Raw genomic sequence first — 14,009 nt, forward strand, 5'->3', positions numbered from 1 at the left:
GTGACCGTGGTGTGGGCCAAACGCCGAATGGCGAGCACCTGTCCATGTCTCAAGAGCCACCGGGTGGCGCCGCGGGCTGAGCGGCGTCGCGCCGGTCGCGGCGGACGCACACTATCGAGCGTCCCGGCCCTGTCGCTCGAGGGTGCGCAGGATGGCGCGGAGCGCTGCCGAGGGGTCCCGGCCCTCGGCCCGAGCGCGTATGACGAGGCGCAGCAGCTGCGCGCCGAGGTCACCCTCGTCGGCGCTTGCCTGGTCGAGCAGGTCCTGCCGGCCGGCCCGCTCGAGCCGGCCGGCGACCTTCGCCGCCCGGGCGAGCGGCGGCATACCTACGGGGATGCCCTCGAAAGGTGAGCTGCGGGAGGGCTTCTCGGCGGCCTTGATCGTCTCCCAGTTGGCCTCGACCTCGGCGGGGGTGGACGCATCCACGTCCGCGAAGACGTGCGGGTGGCGACGCACGAGCTTGTCGACGATGCCGGCCGCCACGTCGTCGACGTCGAAGGGTTCGTCCGGGTCTTCCTGTCCCACCCGCGCGTGGAAGGCCACCTGGAGCAGCAGGTCGCCCAGCTCCTCGACCATGTGCTGACGGTCGCCGGACTCGATGGCCTCGACCGCCTCGTGGGCTTCCTCCAGCAGGTAGGGCACCAGGCTCTCGTGGGTCTGCTCGGCGTCCCAGGGGCAGCCGCCGGGTGAGCGCAGCCGGTCCATCACCGCGACCAGGTCGAGCAGGCGGGCGCCGGGCACGTCCCACGAACCGACCAGGATCTCGACCTCGGGCGGCTCAGGGTGCCGGGTCAGCTCGCCAGCGAGGGCGTCGGTGAGGCCGGGGTCGCCGTCGGCCGAGCCCACCCACACCACGACCTGGTCGAGCGCGCGCTCGACCAGGGTGCGTGCGAGGGCCTGGGGAGCCTGCGCGCCCACAGCGGCGGTCGTCATACCGGCGTCGAGCAGTGCCGCCACCTGCGGCTCGTCGTCCGAGCGCACCAGAACGGCGTCGGCCTCGTCCAGAGCGGTCCAGGCGCCGTGGCTGAGCAGACCTCCTGCAACGCGCGGCGAGGTCAGCAGCACGGTCAGCCGTGCGGCCACCGTCAGTTGGTGGGCGTCGGCGAGGACTGGCTGTCGGCCTGCGGCTTGGCGGCCTCGAAGGGCTTGATCCAGTCAGGCTGGGGGTCGAGCACCGTGCGCTGCTTCACGTCGAAGGACGAGCCGTAGCGCGGGTTGATCGTGATGTCGGCCTTGTCGATCGCGGCCTGGACCTTCTTGGTCGCCGCCGGGTCCTGTCGGGCCGCCTCGACGGCGATGACGTTGCGGTAGAAGTTCACGAGCGTCGGGGAGGGGTCTTTCACCTGCATCTGGTCCTTCATGATGCGACGTGCGTCGTCGGCCGAGACCCCCTGACCGGCCTTGCTCTGCTCCTGCAACGCGAAGTGCCCCTCGATGAAGACCGCGAGCGTCTTGTCGGGCGTGGCGCCGTTGGCGCCGCTCTGTCCGGTCAGCTCGTTGTACTCCCGAGCCACCGTCTGCGCCTGGTCGACGGTGATGGCGTATCCGTTGACGATCGCAGCGTCGTCCGCGCTGTGGCTGCAGGCCGACAGGGCCAGCGCCGCGGTGAGCGCGAGCGCGGCGGGTGCGGCGGCGCGACGCGCGTGCGAAGGTGTCAGACGCTTCAACGGTGGTTCCTCTCCTCGTCCCGGACGGGCCGGCTGACCGGGCTTCGGGTTCATCATGTCAGGTCGGCGGGCCCTGGTTCACGCAGAGGTGGCGGCGCGGGCCGCCTGGGCAACGTCGCCGAGCAGCACCGCCTGCATGAGCTGGCTGGCCCAGCGCAGCACCTCCGTGTCGCGCAGCGGCCGGCCGCCAACGCGGGCGGTCATCGGCTTGGGCACCAGCACCGTCTTCAGCGCCGACTTGACCAGCGAGCCGGGGTAGAGCCGCTGCAGCCGCAGCTGCTGGCTCTCGGCCGGCTCCAGGGGGCCGAACCTGATGAAGTTCCCCTGCACGCTGATGTCGGCGATGCCCGCCTGTCGGGCCACGGTGCGCAGCCGCGCGACCTCGAGCAGGTTGCGGACCGGCTCGGGCGGGCTGCCGTAGCGGTCCTGCAGCTCGTCCTCGATCTCGCCCAGTCCGGCCTCGTCCTCGACGGTGGCCAGCTTCTTGTACATCTCGAGCCGCAGCCGCTCACCCGGCACGTAGTCGTGCGGCAGGTGCGCGTCCACGGGGAGCTCGATCTTGACCTCTGCCGGCGCCGTGTCACCGTCGCCACGGAAGTCCGCGACGGCCTCGCCGACGAGCCGGACGTAGAGGTCGAAGCCCACACCGGCGATGTGCCCGGACTGCTCGCCGCCGAGCAGGTTGCCGGCGCCGCGGATCTCCAGGTCCTTCATCGCGACCTGCATGCCGGAGCCGAGGTCGGTGTGGCTGGCGATCGTCGCGAGCCGGTCGTGCGCCGTCTCGGTGAGCGGCTTGTCGGGCGGGTAGAGGAAGTAGGAGTAGGCGCGCTCGCGGCCGCGGCCGACCCGGCCGCGCAGCTGGTGCAGCTGGGAGAGGCCAAAGGTGTCCGCCCGGTCGAGGATGAGGGTGTTGGCGTTGGAGATGTCCAGGCCGGTCTCGATGATGGTGGTGCAGACCAGCACGTCGAAGCGCCGCTCCCAGAAGTCGAGCACGACCTGCTCGAGCCGGGCCTCGCTCATCTTGCCGTGCGCGACCGCGACCCGGGCCTCGGGCACCAGCTCGCGAATCCGTGCCGCAACTCGGTCGATCGACGACACCTTGTTGTGCACGAAGAAGACCTGGCCCTCGCGCATCAGCTCGCGCTTGATCGCCGCGGTGATCTGCTTCTCCTCGTAGCCGCCGACGAACGTGAGCACCGGGTGCCGCTCCTCCGGAGGGGTGGCGAGCGTGGACATCTCGCGGATGCCGGTCACCGCCATCTCCAGCGTGCGCGGGATCGGGGTGGCCGACATCGCCAGCACGTCGACGTTGGTGCGCAGGGTCTTGAGCTGCTCCTTGTGCTCGACACCGAAGCGCTGCTCCTCGTCGACCACGACCAGGCCGAGGTTCTTGAACCGCACATTCTTGGACAGCAGGCTGTGCGTGCCGATGACCAGGTCAACGGTGCCGTCGGCCATCCCCTCGAGCACCCGCCCCGCCTCCGCGTCCGTCTGGAACCGCGAGAGTGCCTTCACCACAACCGGGTAGGGCTGGTAGCGCTCGGAGAAGGTCGTCAGGTGCTGCTGCACGAGCAGCGTGGTCGGCACGAGGACGGCCACCTGCTTGCCGTCCTGGATCGCTTTGAACGCGGCCCGCACCGCGATCTCGGTCTTCCCGTAGCCGACGTCGCCGCAGATCAGCCGGTCCATCGGGACCGACTTCTCCATGTCGTTCTTGACCTCGTCGATGCTGACGAGCTGGTCGGGCGTCTCGATGTAGGCGAAGGACTCCTCGAGCTCGCGCTGCCAGGGGGTGTCGGGCCCGAACGCGTAACCCTCCGTGGCCATCCGGGCGCTGTAGAGCCGGATCAGCTCGGCGGCGATCTGCTTGACGTGCTTGCGGGCCCGCCCCTTCGTTTTCGCCCAGTCGGAGCCGCCGAGCTTGTTGAGGGTGGGCGCCTCACCACCGACGTATCGCGTCACCTGGTCGAGCTGGTCGGTGGGGACGAACAGCTGGTCACCAGGCTGCCCTCGCTTGCTGGATCCGTATTCGATCAGCAGGTACTCGCGGGTCGCCCCCTGCACGGTGCGCTGCACCATCTCCAGGAACCGCCCCACGCCGTGCTGCTCGTGGACGACATAGTCACCCTTGCGCAGCGCGAGGGGATCGACCTGCTTGCGGCGGCGGGACGGCATACGCCGCATGTCCTTGGTCGAGCCGCCCTGGGTGGTGCCGCCGGTCAGGTCGTCCTCGGTGACGACCACGAGCCTGCTGGACGGCAGGGTGAAGCCGCGGCCGAGCAGCCCGTTGGTGACGTGGACGATGCCTTCCCCGAGGTCCTTGGCGCCGGGCTGGATGCGCACCGGGACGTCGTTCTCGGTGAGCACCTCGCCGACCCGGTTGGCCAGCCCCGGGCCGTCGGTGACCACGAGGGTCTTCCACCCCTCGTGCGCCCACTGACGCAGGTCGGCCACCGCCCGCTCGGTGTCGCCGCGGTAGGCGGCGACCTCGGTGGTGCCGATGGTGATCCGCTCTCCCTCGAGCTCGTCCTCGACGAACTCGGCCAGCTCCGCGTCGGTGGCGAACGAGGTCAGCGACCACCATGGACGACCGGTCTGCAGTGCATGCTCGCGCACCTCGGTGAAGGTCCAGAAGCTGGCGGTGCCGAGCACCCCCTGCAGGTCGACCGGCACGGCGTTGCCGGCGGCCGCGTTGGCCCAGCTCGCGTCGAGGAACTCCTCACTGGTGGCGACCAGGTCGTGGGCGCGGGTGCGCACCCGCTCGGGGTCGACCAGCACCACCTGGGTGCCCGGGCGCAGGGCGTCGAGCAGCGACTCCATGCCGCCCGAGTCGGCCAGCAACACCGGGCTGAGCGACTCCATGCCCTCCACGGCGATGCCCTCGGCGACCTTGTGCAGCATGTCGGCGACCCCGGGCAGCTGCTCGGCCAACTCGGCGGCACGCGCCTTCACATCGTCGGTGAGCAGCACCTCGCGGCACGGTGGCGCCCACAGGCCGTGCTCGGCCTCCTCGAGGCTGCGCTGGTCGGCGACCTTGAACCAGCGCACCTCCTCGACCTCGTCGCCGAAGAACTCGACCCGGATCGGGTGCTCCTCGGTGGGCGGGAAGACGTCGAGGATGCCTCCGCGCACGGCGAACTCGCCGCGCCGCTCGACCAGGTCGGTGCGGATGTACGCCGCGGCGGCCAGCGCGTCGACCACGTCCTCCAGCGGCGCCTCCTGCCCCTTGACCAGCGCCACCGGGGCGAGATCGCCGAGCCCCTTGGCGATCGGCTGCAGTAGCGCTCGCACGGAGGCGACCACCACCGCGACTTCACCGTATGTCGTGTCCTCGGCATCCGGGTGCGCCAACCGGCGCAGCACGGCCAGCCGCTTGCCGACCGTGTCGCTGCGCGGGCTGAGCCGCTCGTGCGGCAGCGTCTCCCAACTCGGAAAACCGACCACGCTCTCCGGCGGCAGGAACGCCCGCAACGAGTTCATCAGGTCCTCGGCCTCTCGGCCGGTGGCAGTGACGGCCAGCACGGGATGGCCCTTGACGTGGTCCTGCGCGCCGGCCAGCGCCGCCACCAGAGGTCCGCGCGCGCCCGGGGCGACGGCGACGTCGACCAGGGGCAGGCCGGCCTCGGCCGCCTCCAGGGTCGAGCGGACATCCGGGTCCTGCGCGAGGACGTCGAGCAGCGGGGTGAGACTCATGCGGAAGGCGCTCCTGTGACTTCACGGCGATGGACAGCACGAAAGCCCCTGTCCGACGAATCGGCAGGGGTCCGCGCCCAAGGATACGCCTGCGGGGGAGCCCGGCCGGCCAGCTGTCTACGGCGTGGGCGACTCCGGCACGGCGGCTCCGTTCAGCCGGCGTCGACGGAGATCCGGTCGATGTCTCCTGTGAAGAAGTCGCAGGTGATCTTGACCTGGTCGCAGTTGACCTTGCCACCGATGGTCATGGGCACCCTGTTGCTGATCGTGCCGGTCGTGCCGTAGGCGCGACGGGTCTTGGTGCCGTCGATGGTCATGGTGATCCTGGTCGCGGTGCGCAGGCAGGTGACGGTGTGCCAGTTTCCATCATTGAGTGCCACGCCCGAGTTGACCGTCTTGCCCACGAGCTTGCCGTTGACCAGGCCCCGGAACAGACAGGTGAGCTTGCCGTGCGGTGCTTCGAGCTTCCAGTAGCCGCCCTTGGCGCCGTGTTGCCCCTTCTGCATGATGTTGCCGAAGTCGTGCGTCGTGCGGTAGCGAATCGTGACCGAGAAGTCGCGCCCCCCAGGGTTCAGGGCGGAGTTGTTCACCGTCACGAGCCGGGGAGTGTCCGCCGGCGTCTTGTTGGGAGCGCCGTAGGGGAACCGGTAGGCCACCGCGCCGTGGACCCTGACGCCGGTCTTGACCACGCTGCCGATCTCGCCGGTGACACCGTGCCCGCTCGAGTCGAGCATCGTCGACGCACCCGGCGCCTCGTTCATCTCCCACGTGGCCACGGAAGACAACGGCTCACTGGCCGCTTGTGCCACGGTCGGCGTCAGGCCCGCGACGACCAGCGGAGCCAGCAACAGCGGAGGGAGGAGTTTGCGTGTCTTCATCGTCCTGTTCCTTCCGGCCGGCACAAGCCACTTCCCAGAGAGGGTAGGCCTCCCAGCGCCCCGACGGTGCCTCTTTGGCAGAAATGCGAAAACCGTCGGACCGTATCGCCGGCCCGGACACCGCGCGGCCGATCGCGAGCGTCGACCTTGTCGAACTACTCACCCTCGGCTTACGAAGACGCGGTCCATGGTGCCGAAGAACTGGTCATTGTCGCTCTTGACCGGCGCCCGGCCGCCGATGGTGACCGCGCTGCTGTCGCTGAGCCGTACCGCCCTGAAGGAGACGCGGACCGTGACCTTCGCGTCCACGACGAGGCGGACGGTCGTGGCCGTCCGTTCGCAGCTCAACTTGTGCCACTCGCCGTCCGCGATGCCGGAGCCAGACATGAGCGAGACCCGACGAAAGGCACCGTCGCGCATCCCGGCGAAGACGCACACCGGCCAAGCGCGCGCGCCGTCGAGCTGCAGCTTCCACTGCGAGGGGCTGGACCACAAACCTTTCTGGATGAGGTTCGAGTCGTACCCCTTCGCCACCTGGCTCCGGGTGACCCGCACCGCGACCCCGAAAGAGAAGTCGGCCAGTCCAGGGTTGAGCCCGGACCCGTTGGGGACCGAAATCACGGCCCTGGGACAGGTCGACTCGCGGCACGGAGTGGGAAACTGGGCAGAGCGCCCGCTGTAGCCTTTGACCGACCTGAGCCGACCGCCGTTGACTCCCCGCACCGTGCCGTTGTTCCCCAGCCCGGACGAATCGATCACCCGACTGCCGGCACTGAGCGTCTCACCGTTGTCAAAGGTGAAACGGAGGGCATACGGTGCCGCCTGGTCAGCAGCTGCCATGGAGGGCGCTGCCACGGCGGGGCCGACGAGTGCGAGCGAGAGAGGCAGCGTCGCCGCCAGACCCAGGGCACAGAGGAACTTCCTAGTCATCTCGGCCTCCTGAAGCAAGGCCGAGTCGTCTGCCGGCCCTCCGCCTGAGGGAGCCTAGCGGACCCGCGAACTTCTGTCAGGGAACGGATTGTCCCGTTGGCGGGCGATGGATTGACGTTGGGCTGGCCGGCCAAGAAGGGCTCCAACAGTGGTTGATTCGACCGCAGGTGGGGCTCGCGTCGAACGACAAGGTTGTGGGTCACCCACGGAACCATTCCACAGCAGAGACTTGCCCAGGTCACACTTCGGCTACGAGACCCGCACCAGCCCCGAGTCCGAGGCGCTGTGGCGCCGGCCTCCATGGTTCGGGCGAAATGTCAGCGGCAACACGCGCAGGGTGGGTGCTGGAGCGGGCACACCCCACAAGGGCATTGAACTCCGCCAGACGGGTGCGCATCTCGCCCTGGTTCAGGTCCAGGTGCTCCAGGATGGTGTATCGATCGGGTCGGGTGGACGGCGCGTGCATCAACGCCGCAACAAACTGTTCCTCGTCGAGGCCGATCTCAGCGGGTGCGGCTGGGAGGTGATGCCGACGCAGGCAGCGCAGCACCTCCTGGAAGCGAAGGGAGTCGCCCCGGAGGTGGATGGCGAAGAGTGCGCCCAAGCCGGCCAACTCACCGTGGTTGGACACGCCAGGGTAGAGAGCGTCCACAGCGTGAACAATTTCATGGCACGCTCCGCTGCACGGCTGCGACGTCCCAGCTACCGACATGGCCATCCCCGAGAGGATCAGTGCCTCGGCGAGCGTCTGGAGGAAGTCGTCCTCACCAATCCCGCCTTCGGAATGGAGAATCGAGTGGGCGGCAGTACTGGCGAACGCCACTGCCAGCCCATCTATGGGATCGCCCCGTTGGCGGTGTGCCAGTTTCCAGTCGTCGATGGCTGACAGGTTGCTGACCGCGTCGCCAATCCCCGCTCGCACCATCACGGGAGGTGCCTGGTGCACGCGATCAAGGTCGATGATCACAGCGAGAGGCATGGCAACCCCATAAGAGCCCTTACCCACCTCGCTCTCCAACGACGCCACAGGAGAGCAGATGCCGTCGTGGGCAAGATTCGTCGCGACCGCCACCATCGGCACTCCCGCGCGCGTCGCGGCGTACTTCGCAACGTCGATGGTTCGACCGCCGCCGATCCCGACCACAGCGTCATAGTCGTGTCGCAGCAACTGCTCCTGGAGGTCCCACGCGACCTCGAGGCTGGGTCGTCGTACGACGAAGGCGTCGGAGTGTGGAAGGGACGGAGCAAGAGCGCCCCAAATCTGCTGGCCCTGATCAGGGCCCAGTGCAACCATCACGGTGCCGTTGGCGGACACGTGACGCTCGGTCAGAAGCCTTGCCAACCCATCCAGCGCCCCCCTACGCACTTCGACGAAGAGCGGGCTGGCCAACATGCGGGTCAATAGAGGCATGCGATCTCCCGTGCCTTTGCCAGATCCCGGTGGTCGTCGACCTCAACCCATGGGGTCCCCTGGGCAATGGCCGTGGTCCAAACCGGATCTCCCCCGTCGACCAGCGCTTGGTATGCGTCCTCGTAGTACAAGTCAGGGTCGCGACGCCACGTCACTTCAAGCGCCTCGACCAGACGAGGACCTGCGCCCGCTCCGATCACGCATGCGCCGATGTACTCTCCGTCAGCGGTGGCGGGGGGCATCAACTTGGTGATCTGGACCAAGGCACCGTGGCCGTCGACGGTGACCTTCATCTGCTCTTCGCCGAGGCTGTCAGACAGCTCGACGGCCAGCAACACGCCAGGTTCGCGCCTCGACAACAGCGTCTCCTCTACGGACACCGGGTGCACCGTGTCGCCGTTCAGCAACAAGACATCCGTGCAAAGGTGCTCACGAGCGGTCCACAGCGAGTATGCGTTGTTCCACTCGTCGGCCTTGTCGTTGTGCACCAGGGTGAGGTCTACGCCATGTCGCCGCTCCAAGTCGTCCCGCTGGCAGTGCACGGCCTCCGCCGCGTGCCCCAGGACGAGGACAACATCGGTGATGCCCACCTTGGAGAGATTGGCCAAGGAGATGTCCAGGATCGTGTTGTCACCGTCCACCGGGATCAATGCCTTGGGCAAGGCGTCGGTGTGGGGTCGAAGGCGGCGGCCCATGCCCGCTGCCAGAATCATGCCGATCATCCGGTCCGCACCAACCCTTCATCACCACGCAGCGATCGGGACAGCTGGCCTGCGCCGTAGCCGGCGGTCGTGATCGCCAGGCCTACGCAGATCGCCGAGGCGCGCAGCACCGCCTCCCAGCTCCGTTCCCGTTGAGCCTCCGCAAGGTTGCGCCGTACGCCTTGCGCAAGCGTCTTGCGCACATAGACTCGCTCGGACGACAGGACGGCGCTGGTCCGCGCCAGCCCGGTCACCCTTGCTTTGCTTCGTCCTTCTTCCCAGCAGCGCCGACGAAAGTATGACCATGTGCCGCGGCTGGCTGGAACTCGGTGGCGCACCGAAGATCTCGGATCGTGAAGGATCGAGCCTGAGGGATAGGCAGCGGTCGCCCGGATGGACAACTCGGTCTCCTCACAACCCATCGGCGTCGCGCCCACCCTTCCCAACGACTGGGAGAACCCGCCGACAGACGAGATGACGGGACGTCGAAACGACATGTTGGCGCCGATCGGATTGCGAACCGGTGAGACAGTGGTCGGCTGGCCCAGATATGAGCAGCCGACGACCCACCCGAACTCGGTCGGAAACCAGGCTGGGGCCCGATCTTCCCAATCGGCGATGACCCGTCCACCGACGCCAAGGACATCCGGGTTCGCATAGTGCTTCGCGTGGGCGGCCAGCCAGCCGGGGGCCGCCACTGCATCGTCGTCGAGGAAGACGATCACGTCCCCTCTGGCATGGGTAACGCCGGTGTTCCGCGCGCCGGAGAGGCCCCGCATGCCCTCGTTCGTCACCACCCGCACACCCATCGGCGGGAAGACGCCGATCGCAGCCTCCTCGAGCTCCCCACAATGGTCGATCACCACAATGGTCTCGTAAGGTGCCGGCTTCTGTTCCACGACGGACTGGACCGCGGACTGGAGCATCTCCCATCGCCGGGTCGTGAAGGCACAGATCACGACCGACAGCACCATGGAGGCCGTGCCCGACTGCGGCTCTGTGGCAGTCGGGTGCAGGACTGAGTCAGTCACTTCTCGATACCACGTCAGCCTCGAGCGGGGATGTTGCCCTCACGGCACGGTGACTCCGTTCAAGTCGGCGCACGCTCTGCACGACGCGCCCCGAAATCCCACGGTGATGGTCACGCAGCACGGCTCTGAGGACGAGCGTCCCGTCGGACACCGCTCTCAGGTTCGAGCGACCGCTGAGCCGTTGTGTCTCCAGGCTGGGCACCTCCGCGATCCTGAGCCCCGCCTGTATCGCGTGGACCACCATCTGTGCCTCGATGTCGAAACCGTCGGCGCTCAAGTCCAAGTGGTCCAGGTATCTGCGGTTGAAGGCACAGAAGCCATAACAAAGATCCGTCATGTTCGAGTCATACATCGAATTGACGGCCCAAAGGAGAGCGCGATTGCCGGCCCGGCGGAATCGCGTGATGTCCAGCGATCCTCCCCCACTCATGAACCTCGACCCCTTCACGAAGTCGAACCCATTGTCCAAGAAGTAGACGAAGCGACTGATCTCGGAGGGCGACATACTCCCGTCAGCATCCATCATCACGACAAGCTCGCCGCGTACAGCGGCGAAGCCAGCTCGTAGGGCATTGCCCTTACCCGGACGCGCTTGGTCGACGACCCGGATATCCGGTCGACATGCGAAGGCGGTGGTTCTCGTCGCATCCGTGGAAGCGTCAACGAGGACAACTTCGTCAACACATGCAGGCACCTGGTTCAACACCCAAGCCAGGTTGCGCGCTTCATTCTTCGTCGGGATCACCAGGCTGACCCGAGGTGGAGACTTCGGCGCCATTGCCACGATGTCGACAGCGGCGTGCGCGACCTCGACGGGTTGATCGTCTTCCTGCTCCGAGTAGCCCGGGGCAAAGGAGATGGTGGAGGTCATGGGTTGACCTCCCTTCGCGGCGCAGCAAAACTCTCGGCACGGTTGTCAGGACTCACGATGGCTCCTTCACAGCGCTCGGTGAGTGAGTGGAGCGTCTACGGTCGTGACCGGGAGGCCGGGACACCCGCTCAATGCACGTAGCGTGTCACGTTGGCAAGCACCGCAACCCCAAAACAGTAAAATTGAGGTTCCCAGAGGGTAAACATTCGACCTCGGGATGGGCGCTGACCGTCGTGAGCCGACGAGCGCGCGTTCAGCCGCAAGAGTCAGCCCTCAACCCCTCACGGTGAAGCGCACGACGACGAAGACGACGAAGATCGCTGTCAGGGCAAATGTCGCGATCCGCGCCCTCATGGCTGAGCGACCGTGACGGTCGCTCCCCCGGACATCCGAGCGGTCAGTCCGGCGGCCCAGCTCGCGACCAAGGTCGCCGTACAGAAGGAGTGCGATGCAGGCCACGCCGACGAGGACCACCGCAGCGACGGTGGAGACCAGATCGAGGATCGTCTCGCGCATGCTAGTCGAGCACCCCTTCCCTGCTCCGGGACGGAGTCACCGTCAGCACCACCGTGACCAGCGCAACCAACGCGGCGACGCCCGGCACCGACCAAGCACCGATGATCAGTAGCAGTTGACTGCTCAGGATCAGCACGGTGAGCGATACCGCGATCGCAAGGACGCTGCAGACGGAGACAGACCACGAGCCCACCAGGCGAACCATCAGGGCGCACCCCGGACCGAACCCGACGAATACGACGGCATTGACAGCGCGGGGTGGCCCCAGAGCCCCGGCCGGCAAGAGCGACAGCGCCAGGCTCGCCAGAGTCCACCCGAGCAGGGCCAGCTGTGGCAGCCGAAGTCTCATCAGGATCATCTCGGGGCCTCGTACTCATAGATCCACGCGTCCGGGTTGCTGTAGACGAGCCGGTAGCCGTTTGTCGGCGTGAGCTCTGCTCTGAGCCGGGCGAACCAGTCAGGTGGATCTCCCTCGGCCTGGCTGGCGTACACGACCTGTCCGGTGGTGATCATCAAGTAGTTCGCCCGGTCGGGGTGGGCCGCCGCGTTGACGGGATAGCGAACGGCATGCAGGTTCCCGTCGCGGAAGGCCCGCTGGTGGGTCGGTCGGACGTACCTGTAGTCCACCAGGAACTCGAAGCCCCACGGCACCTGCGTCGTGGCACTGATCAGCTTGGAGCCCTTCGGTGCGATCTTGTTCAGCGCCTCCGCGGCCTGAACCTCGTTGACGCGTGTCTGTTCGTACGACTCGTTTCCGTAGCGGGTGATGAGGAAGGTCGGGATCAGGGCCAGAGCGAGGACTGTCACGAAGAGCCGCATCGGGTGGCCGATCCTGATGCTGGCCAGCAACTGGGCGACGAGCATTGCCGCGAAGGGGGAAGAGAACAGGAAGATGCGCAGCACCCCTTCGGTGCCGTAGTTCTGCGCGACCAGACCGAGCGGTGCCACGGCGAGGACGAACAGCGTGATAGGCCGTTGGCCGCGGAACCACAGGACGACTGCGGACAGGGCCATCGCGGCCCAGACGGCCGCGGTGAAGACGAGGCGAATGCTCACGATCGTGAGGTGCGTCGGCGAGCCCCCCACCCGGTCACCCACCGACGTCTCCAAGACACTCGTGATATGCCCGAGGTTGCCGAAGATGACGTCCAGGTGCCCGCTCCAGTATGCCGTCGCACCGACACTGATCCACCCGAGCGTCAGGATCGCCGCCACGACGGGAAACGCGATCAGCCGACACCGCCCGACGACGACGAGCGCCGCCGTGGCGAGCACGAGCATGACGGGTGAGAGTTGATGGGTCATCGCCAAGGCGGCGCTCAGCGCCACGAGGAGGACTGCCAAGGCCACCCGGGTGCCCGGCTGGACGCCTACGTCCGGAAACCCCTCGACTGATTCCGCCTCATGGCGCGGTCGGCGCGGACGAAGCCAGTGGGGAGTGCCCTGCCTGAAGAAGGTCACCAGGATCGCGATCGCGACGAGGTAGAGCACATAGCCAATCGACTGGGGAGCGAAATAGGTCTGGCCCACCCAGTTGACGGTCAGGTACAACCACAGCCCGAGCCACGCCGCCCTGACCGAGCCGGTCAACTGCCGACCGATCAGGTACAGCGGTGGCAGCGTCAGGAGCACCATGACGACCGGGGCCCACCGCAGCAACGAGACCGCGCTCTCGAGCCCGCCCGAGCCGGTCACTGCCGCTGCCGCACCGAAGAATCCTGGCCAGTTGAACCTGGCGTCGAACCCGGGCACGGCGACGCCGTGGTCCAGGATCTGGTTCGTGAAGCCGGCGTGGAGCCACGCGGTCGCGAAACGTGGCTCCTGCTCGACGAACGCTGGAGCACCATGGAGCACTATCACCGCGCCGAGGACGTGGGCGAAGAGCACCGCCGTGTTCCGCCGGGCCCGGCGGAACGCTTCGAGCACGAAGGACACGCTGAGCCCGGCCGCGCCGACGAAGTAGAGCGGTGGGAGTGCCTGGATCAGGCCCCAGTCACCGATCCGCCCCTGGTCACCACGGCTGGCTGCAACACAGCTCACGACGACCATCAGCATCGGGAGGACCAAGCGGGGGAGCAGTGGCCACAGGAGGGGCACAGCAGAGCGGTCGGTGCGGCTGGTCTGGGGCAGCGCGCGCTCCATGACCGCTTGGCGGCCATCCCCGGTGGTGCCGTTCGAGGGCATACAGGCGTCCCCCTTTGACTGCCAGGTCGTACCAATCGGTCGCAGGGTGAGGCTAACGCGAACCGCGCGTCGAGCGCGGCGGTTTGGCAGAACATTCCCGAAACGGTCCCGTGCCGGGCCGTGTCGG

The 14,009-nt window shown here is 67.6% G+C and carries 12 protein-coding genes; all 12 read right to left on the reverse strand.

All coding sequences use genetic code 11. The features are described 5' to 3' along the window. Positions 1–111: 111 nt before the first annotated feature. Positions 112–1,083 carry a nucleoside triphosphate pyrophosphohydrolase gene (locus tag FCN22_RS02230; protein WP_137119897.1) on the reverse strand — a complete coding sequence of 324 codons (972 nt, stop codon included), beginning with the start codon at positions 1,081–1,083 and terminating at the stop codon, positions 112–114. A 2-nt stretch (positions 1,084–1,085) separates the two neighbouring features. Beyond that, on the reverse strand, positions 1,086–1,667 hold the full coding sequence (locus FCN22_RS02235; protein ID WP_137119898.1) for a hypothetical protein: 582 nt from the start codon (positions 1,665–1,667) through the stop codon (positions 1,086–1,088). 78 nt (positions 1,668–1,745) lie between these two features. Further along, entirely contained in the window at positions 1,746–5,360 is a 3,615-nt protein-coding gene (gene mfd, locus FCN22_RS02240) for a transcription-repair coupling factor (protein ID WP_137119899.1), read from the reverse strand. A gap of 152 nt (positions 5,361–5,512) precedes the next feature. Further along, entirely contained in the window at positions 5,513–6,238 is a 726-nt protein-coding gene (locus FCN22_RS02245) for a LamG domain-containing protein (RefSeq protein ID WP_137119900.1), read from the reverse strand. A gap of 159 nt (positions 6,239–6,397) precedes the next feature. Next, entirely contained in the window at positions 6,398–7,168 is a 771-nt protein-coding gene (locus FCN22_RS02250) for a LamG domain-containing protein (RefSeq protein ID WP_137119901.1), read from the reverse strand. Between the two features lie 238 nt (positions 7,169–7,406). Then, positions 7,407–8,579 carry an iron-containing alcohol dehydrogenase family protein gene (locus FCN22_RS02255; protein WP_137119902.1) on the reverse strand — a complete coding sequence of 391 codons (1,173 nt, stop codon included), beginning with the start codon at positions 8,577–8,579 and terminating at the stop codon, positions 7,407–7,409. Beyond that, the gene (locus FCN22_RS02260; RefSeq protein ID WP_137119903.1) at positions 8,567–9,301 is read right to left on the reverse strand and encodes a phosphocholine cytidylyltransferase family protein; all 735 of its coding nucleotides are present in this window, start codon (positions 9,299–9,301) and stop codon (positions 8,567–8,569) included. Before FCN22_RS02260 ends, FCN22_RS02255 begins: the two co-directional genes overlap by 13 nt. Continuing rightward, positions 9,298–10,254: a glycosyltransferase family 2 protein gene (locus FCN22_RS02265; RefSeq protein ID WP_137119904.1), complete on the reverse strand. Its 957-nt coding sequence runs from the start codon at positions 10,252–10,254 to the stop codon at positions 9,298–9,300. The genes FCN22_RS02260 and FCN22_RS02265 overlap by 4 nt, the downstream gene beginning before the upstream one ends. Positions 10,255–10,303: 49 nt before the next feature. Further along, positions 10,304–11,182: a glycosyltransferase family 2 protein gene (locus tag FCN22_RS02270; RefSeq protein ID WP_137119905.1), complete on the reverse strand. Its 879-nt coding sequence runs from the start codon at positions 11,180–11,182 to the stop codon at positions 10,304–10,306. A gap of 273 nt (positions 11,183–11,455) precedes the next feature. Then, positions 11,456–11,698, reverse strand: coding sequence for a hypothetical protein (locus FCN22_RS02275; RefSeq protein ID WP_137119906.1), 243 nt, complete (start codon positions 11,696–11,698; stop codon positions 11,456–11,458). A gap of 1 nt (position 11,699) precedes the next feature. Then, the gene (locus FCN22_RS02280; protein ID WP_137119907.1) at positions 11,700–12,047 is read right to left on the reverse strand and encodes a hypothetical protein; all 348 of its coding nucleotides are present in this window, start codon (positions 12,045–12,047) and stop codon (positions 11,700–11,702) included. A gap of 5 nt (positions 12,048–12,052) precedes the next feature. Further along, positions 12,053–13,882: a hypothetical protein gene (locus tag FCN22_RS02285; protein ID WP_137119908.1), complete on the reverse strand. Its 1,830-nt coding sequence runs from the start codon at positions 13,880–13,882 to the stop codon at positions 12,053–12,055. Positions 13,883–14,009: the final 127 nt, after the last annotated feature.

This window comes from Segeticoccus rhizosphaerae, from assembly GCF_005222685.1.
Taxonomy (GTDB): Bacteria; Actinomycetota; Actinomycetes; order Actinomycetales; family Dermatophilaceae; genus Segeticoccus; species Segeticoccus rhizosphaerae.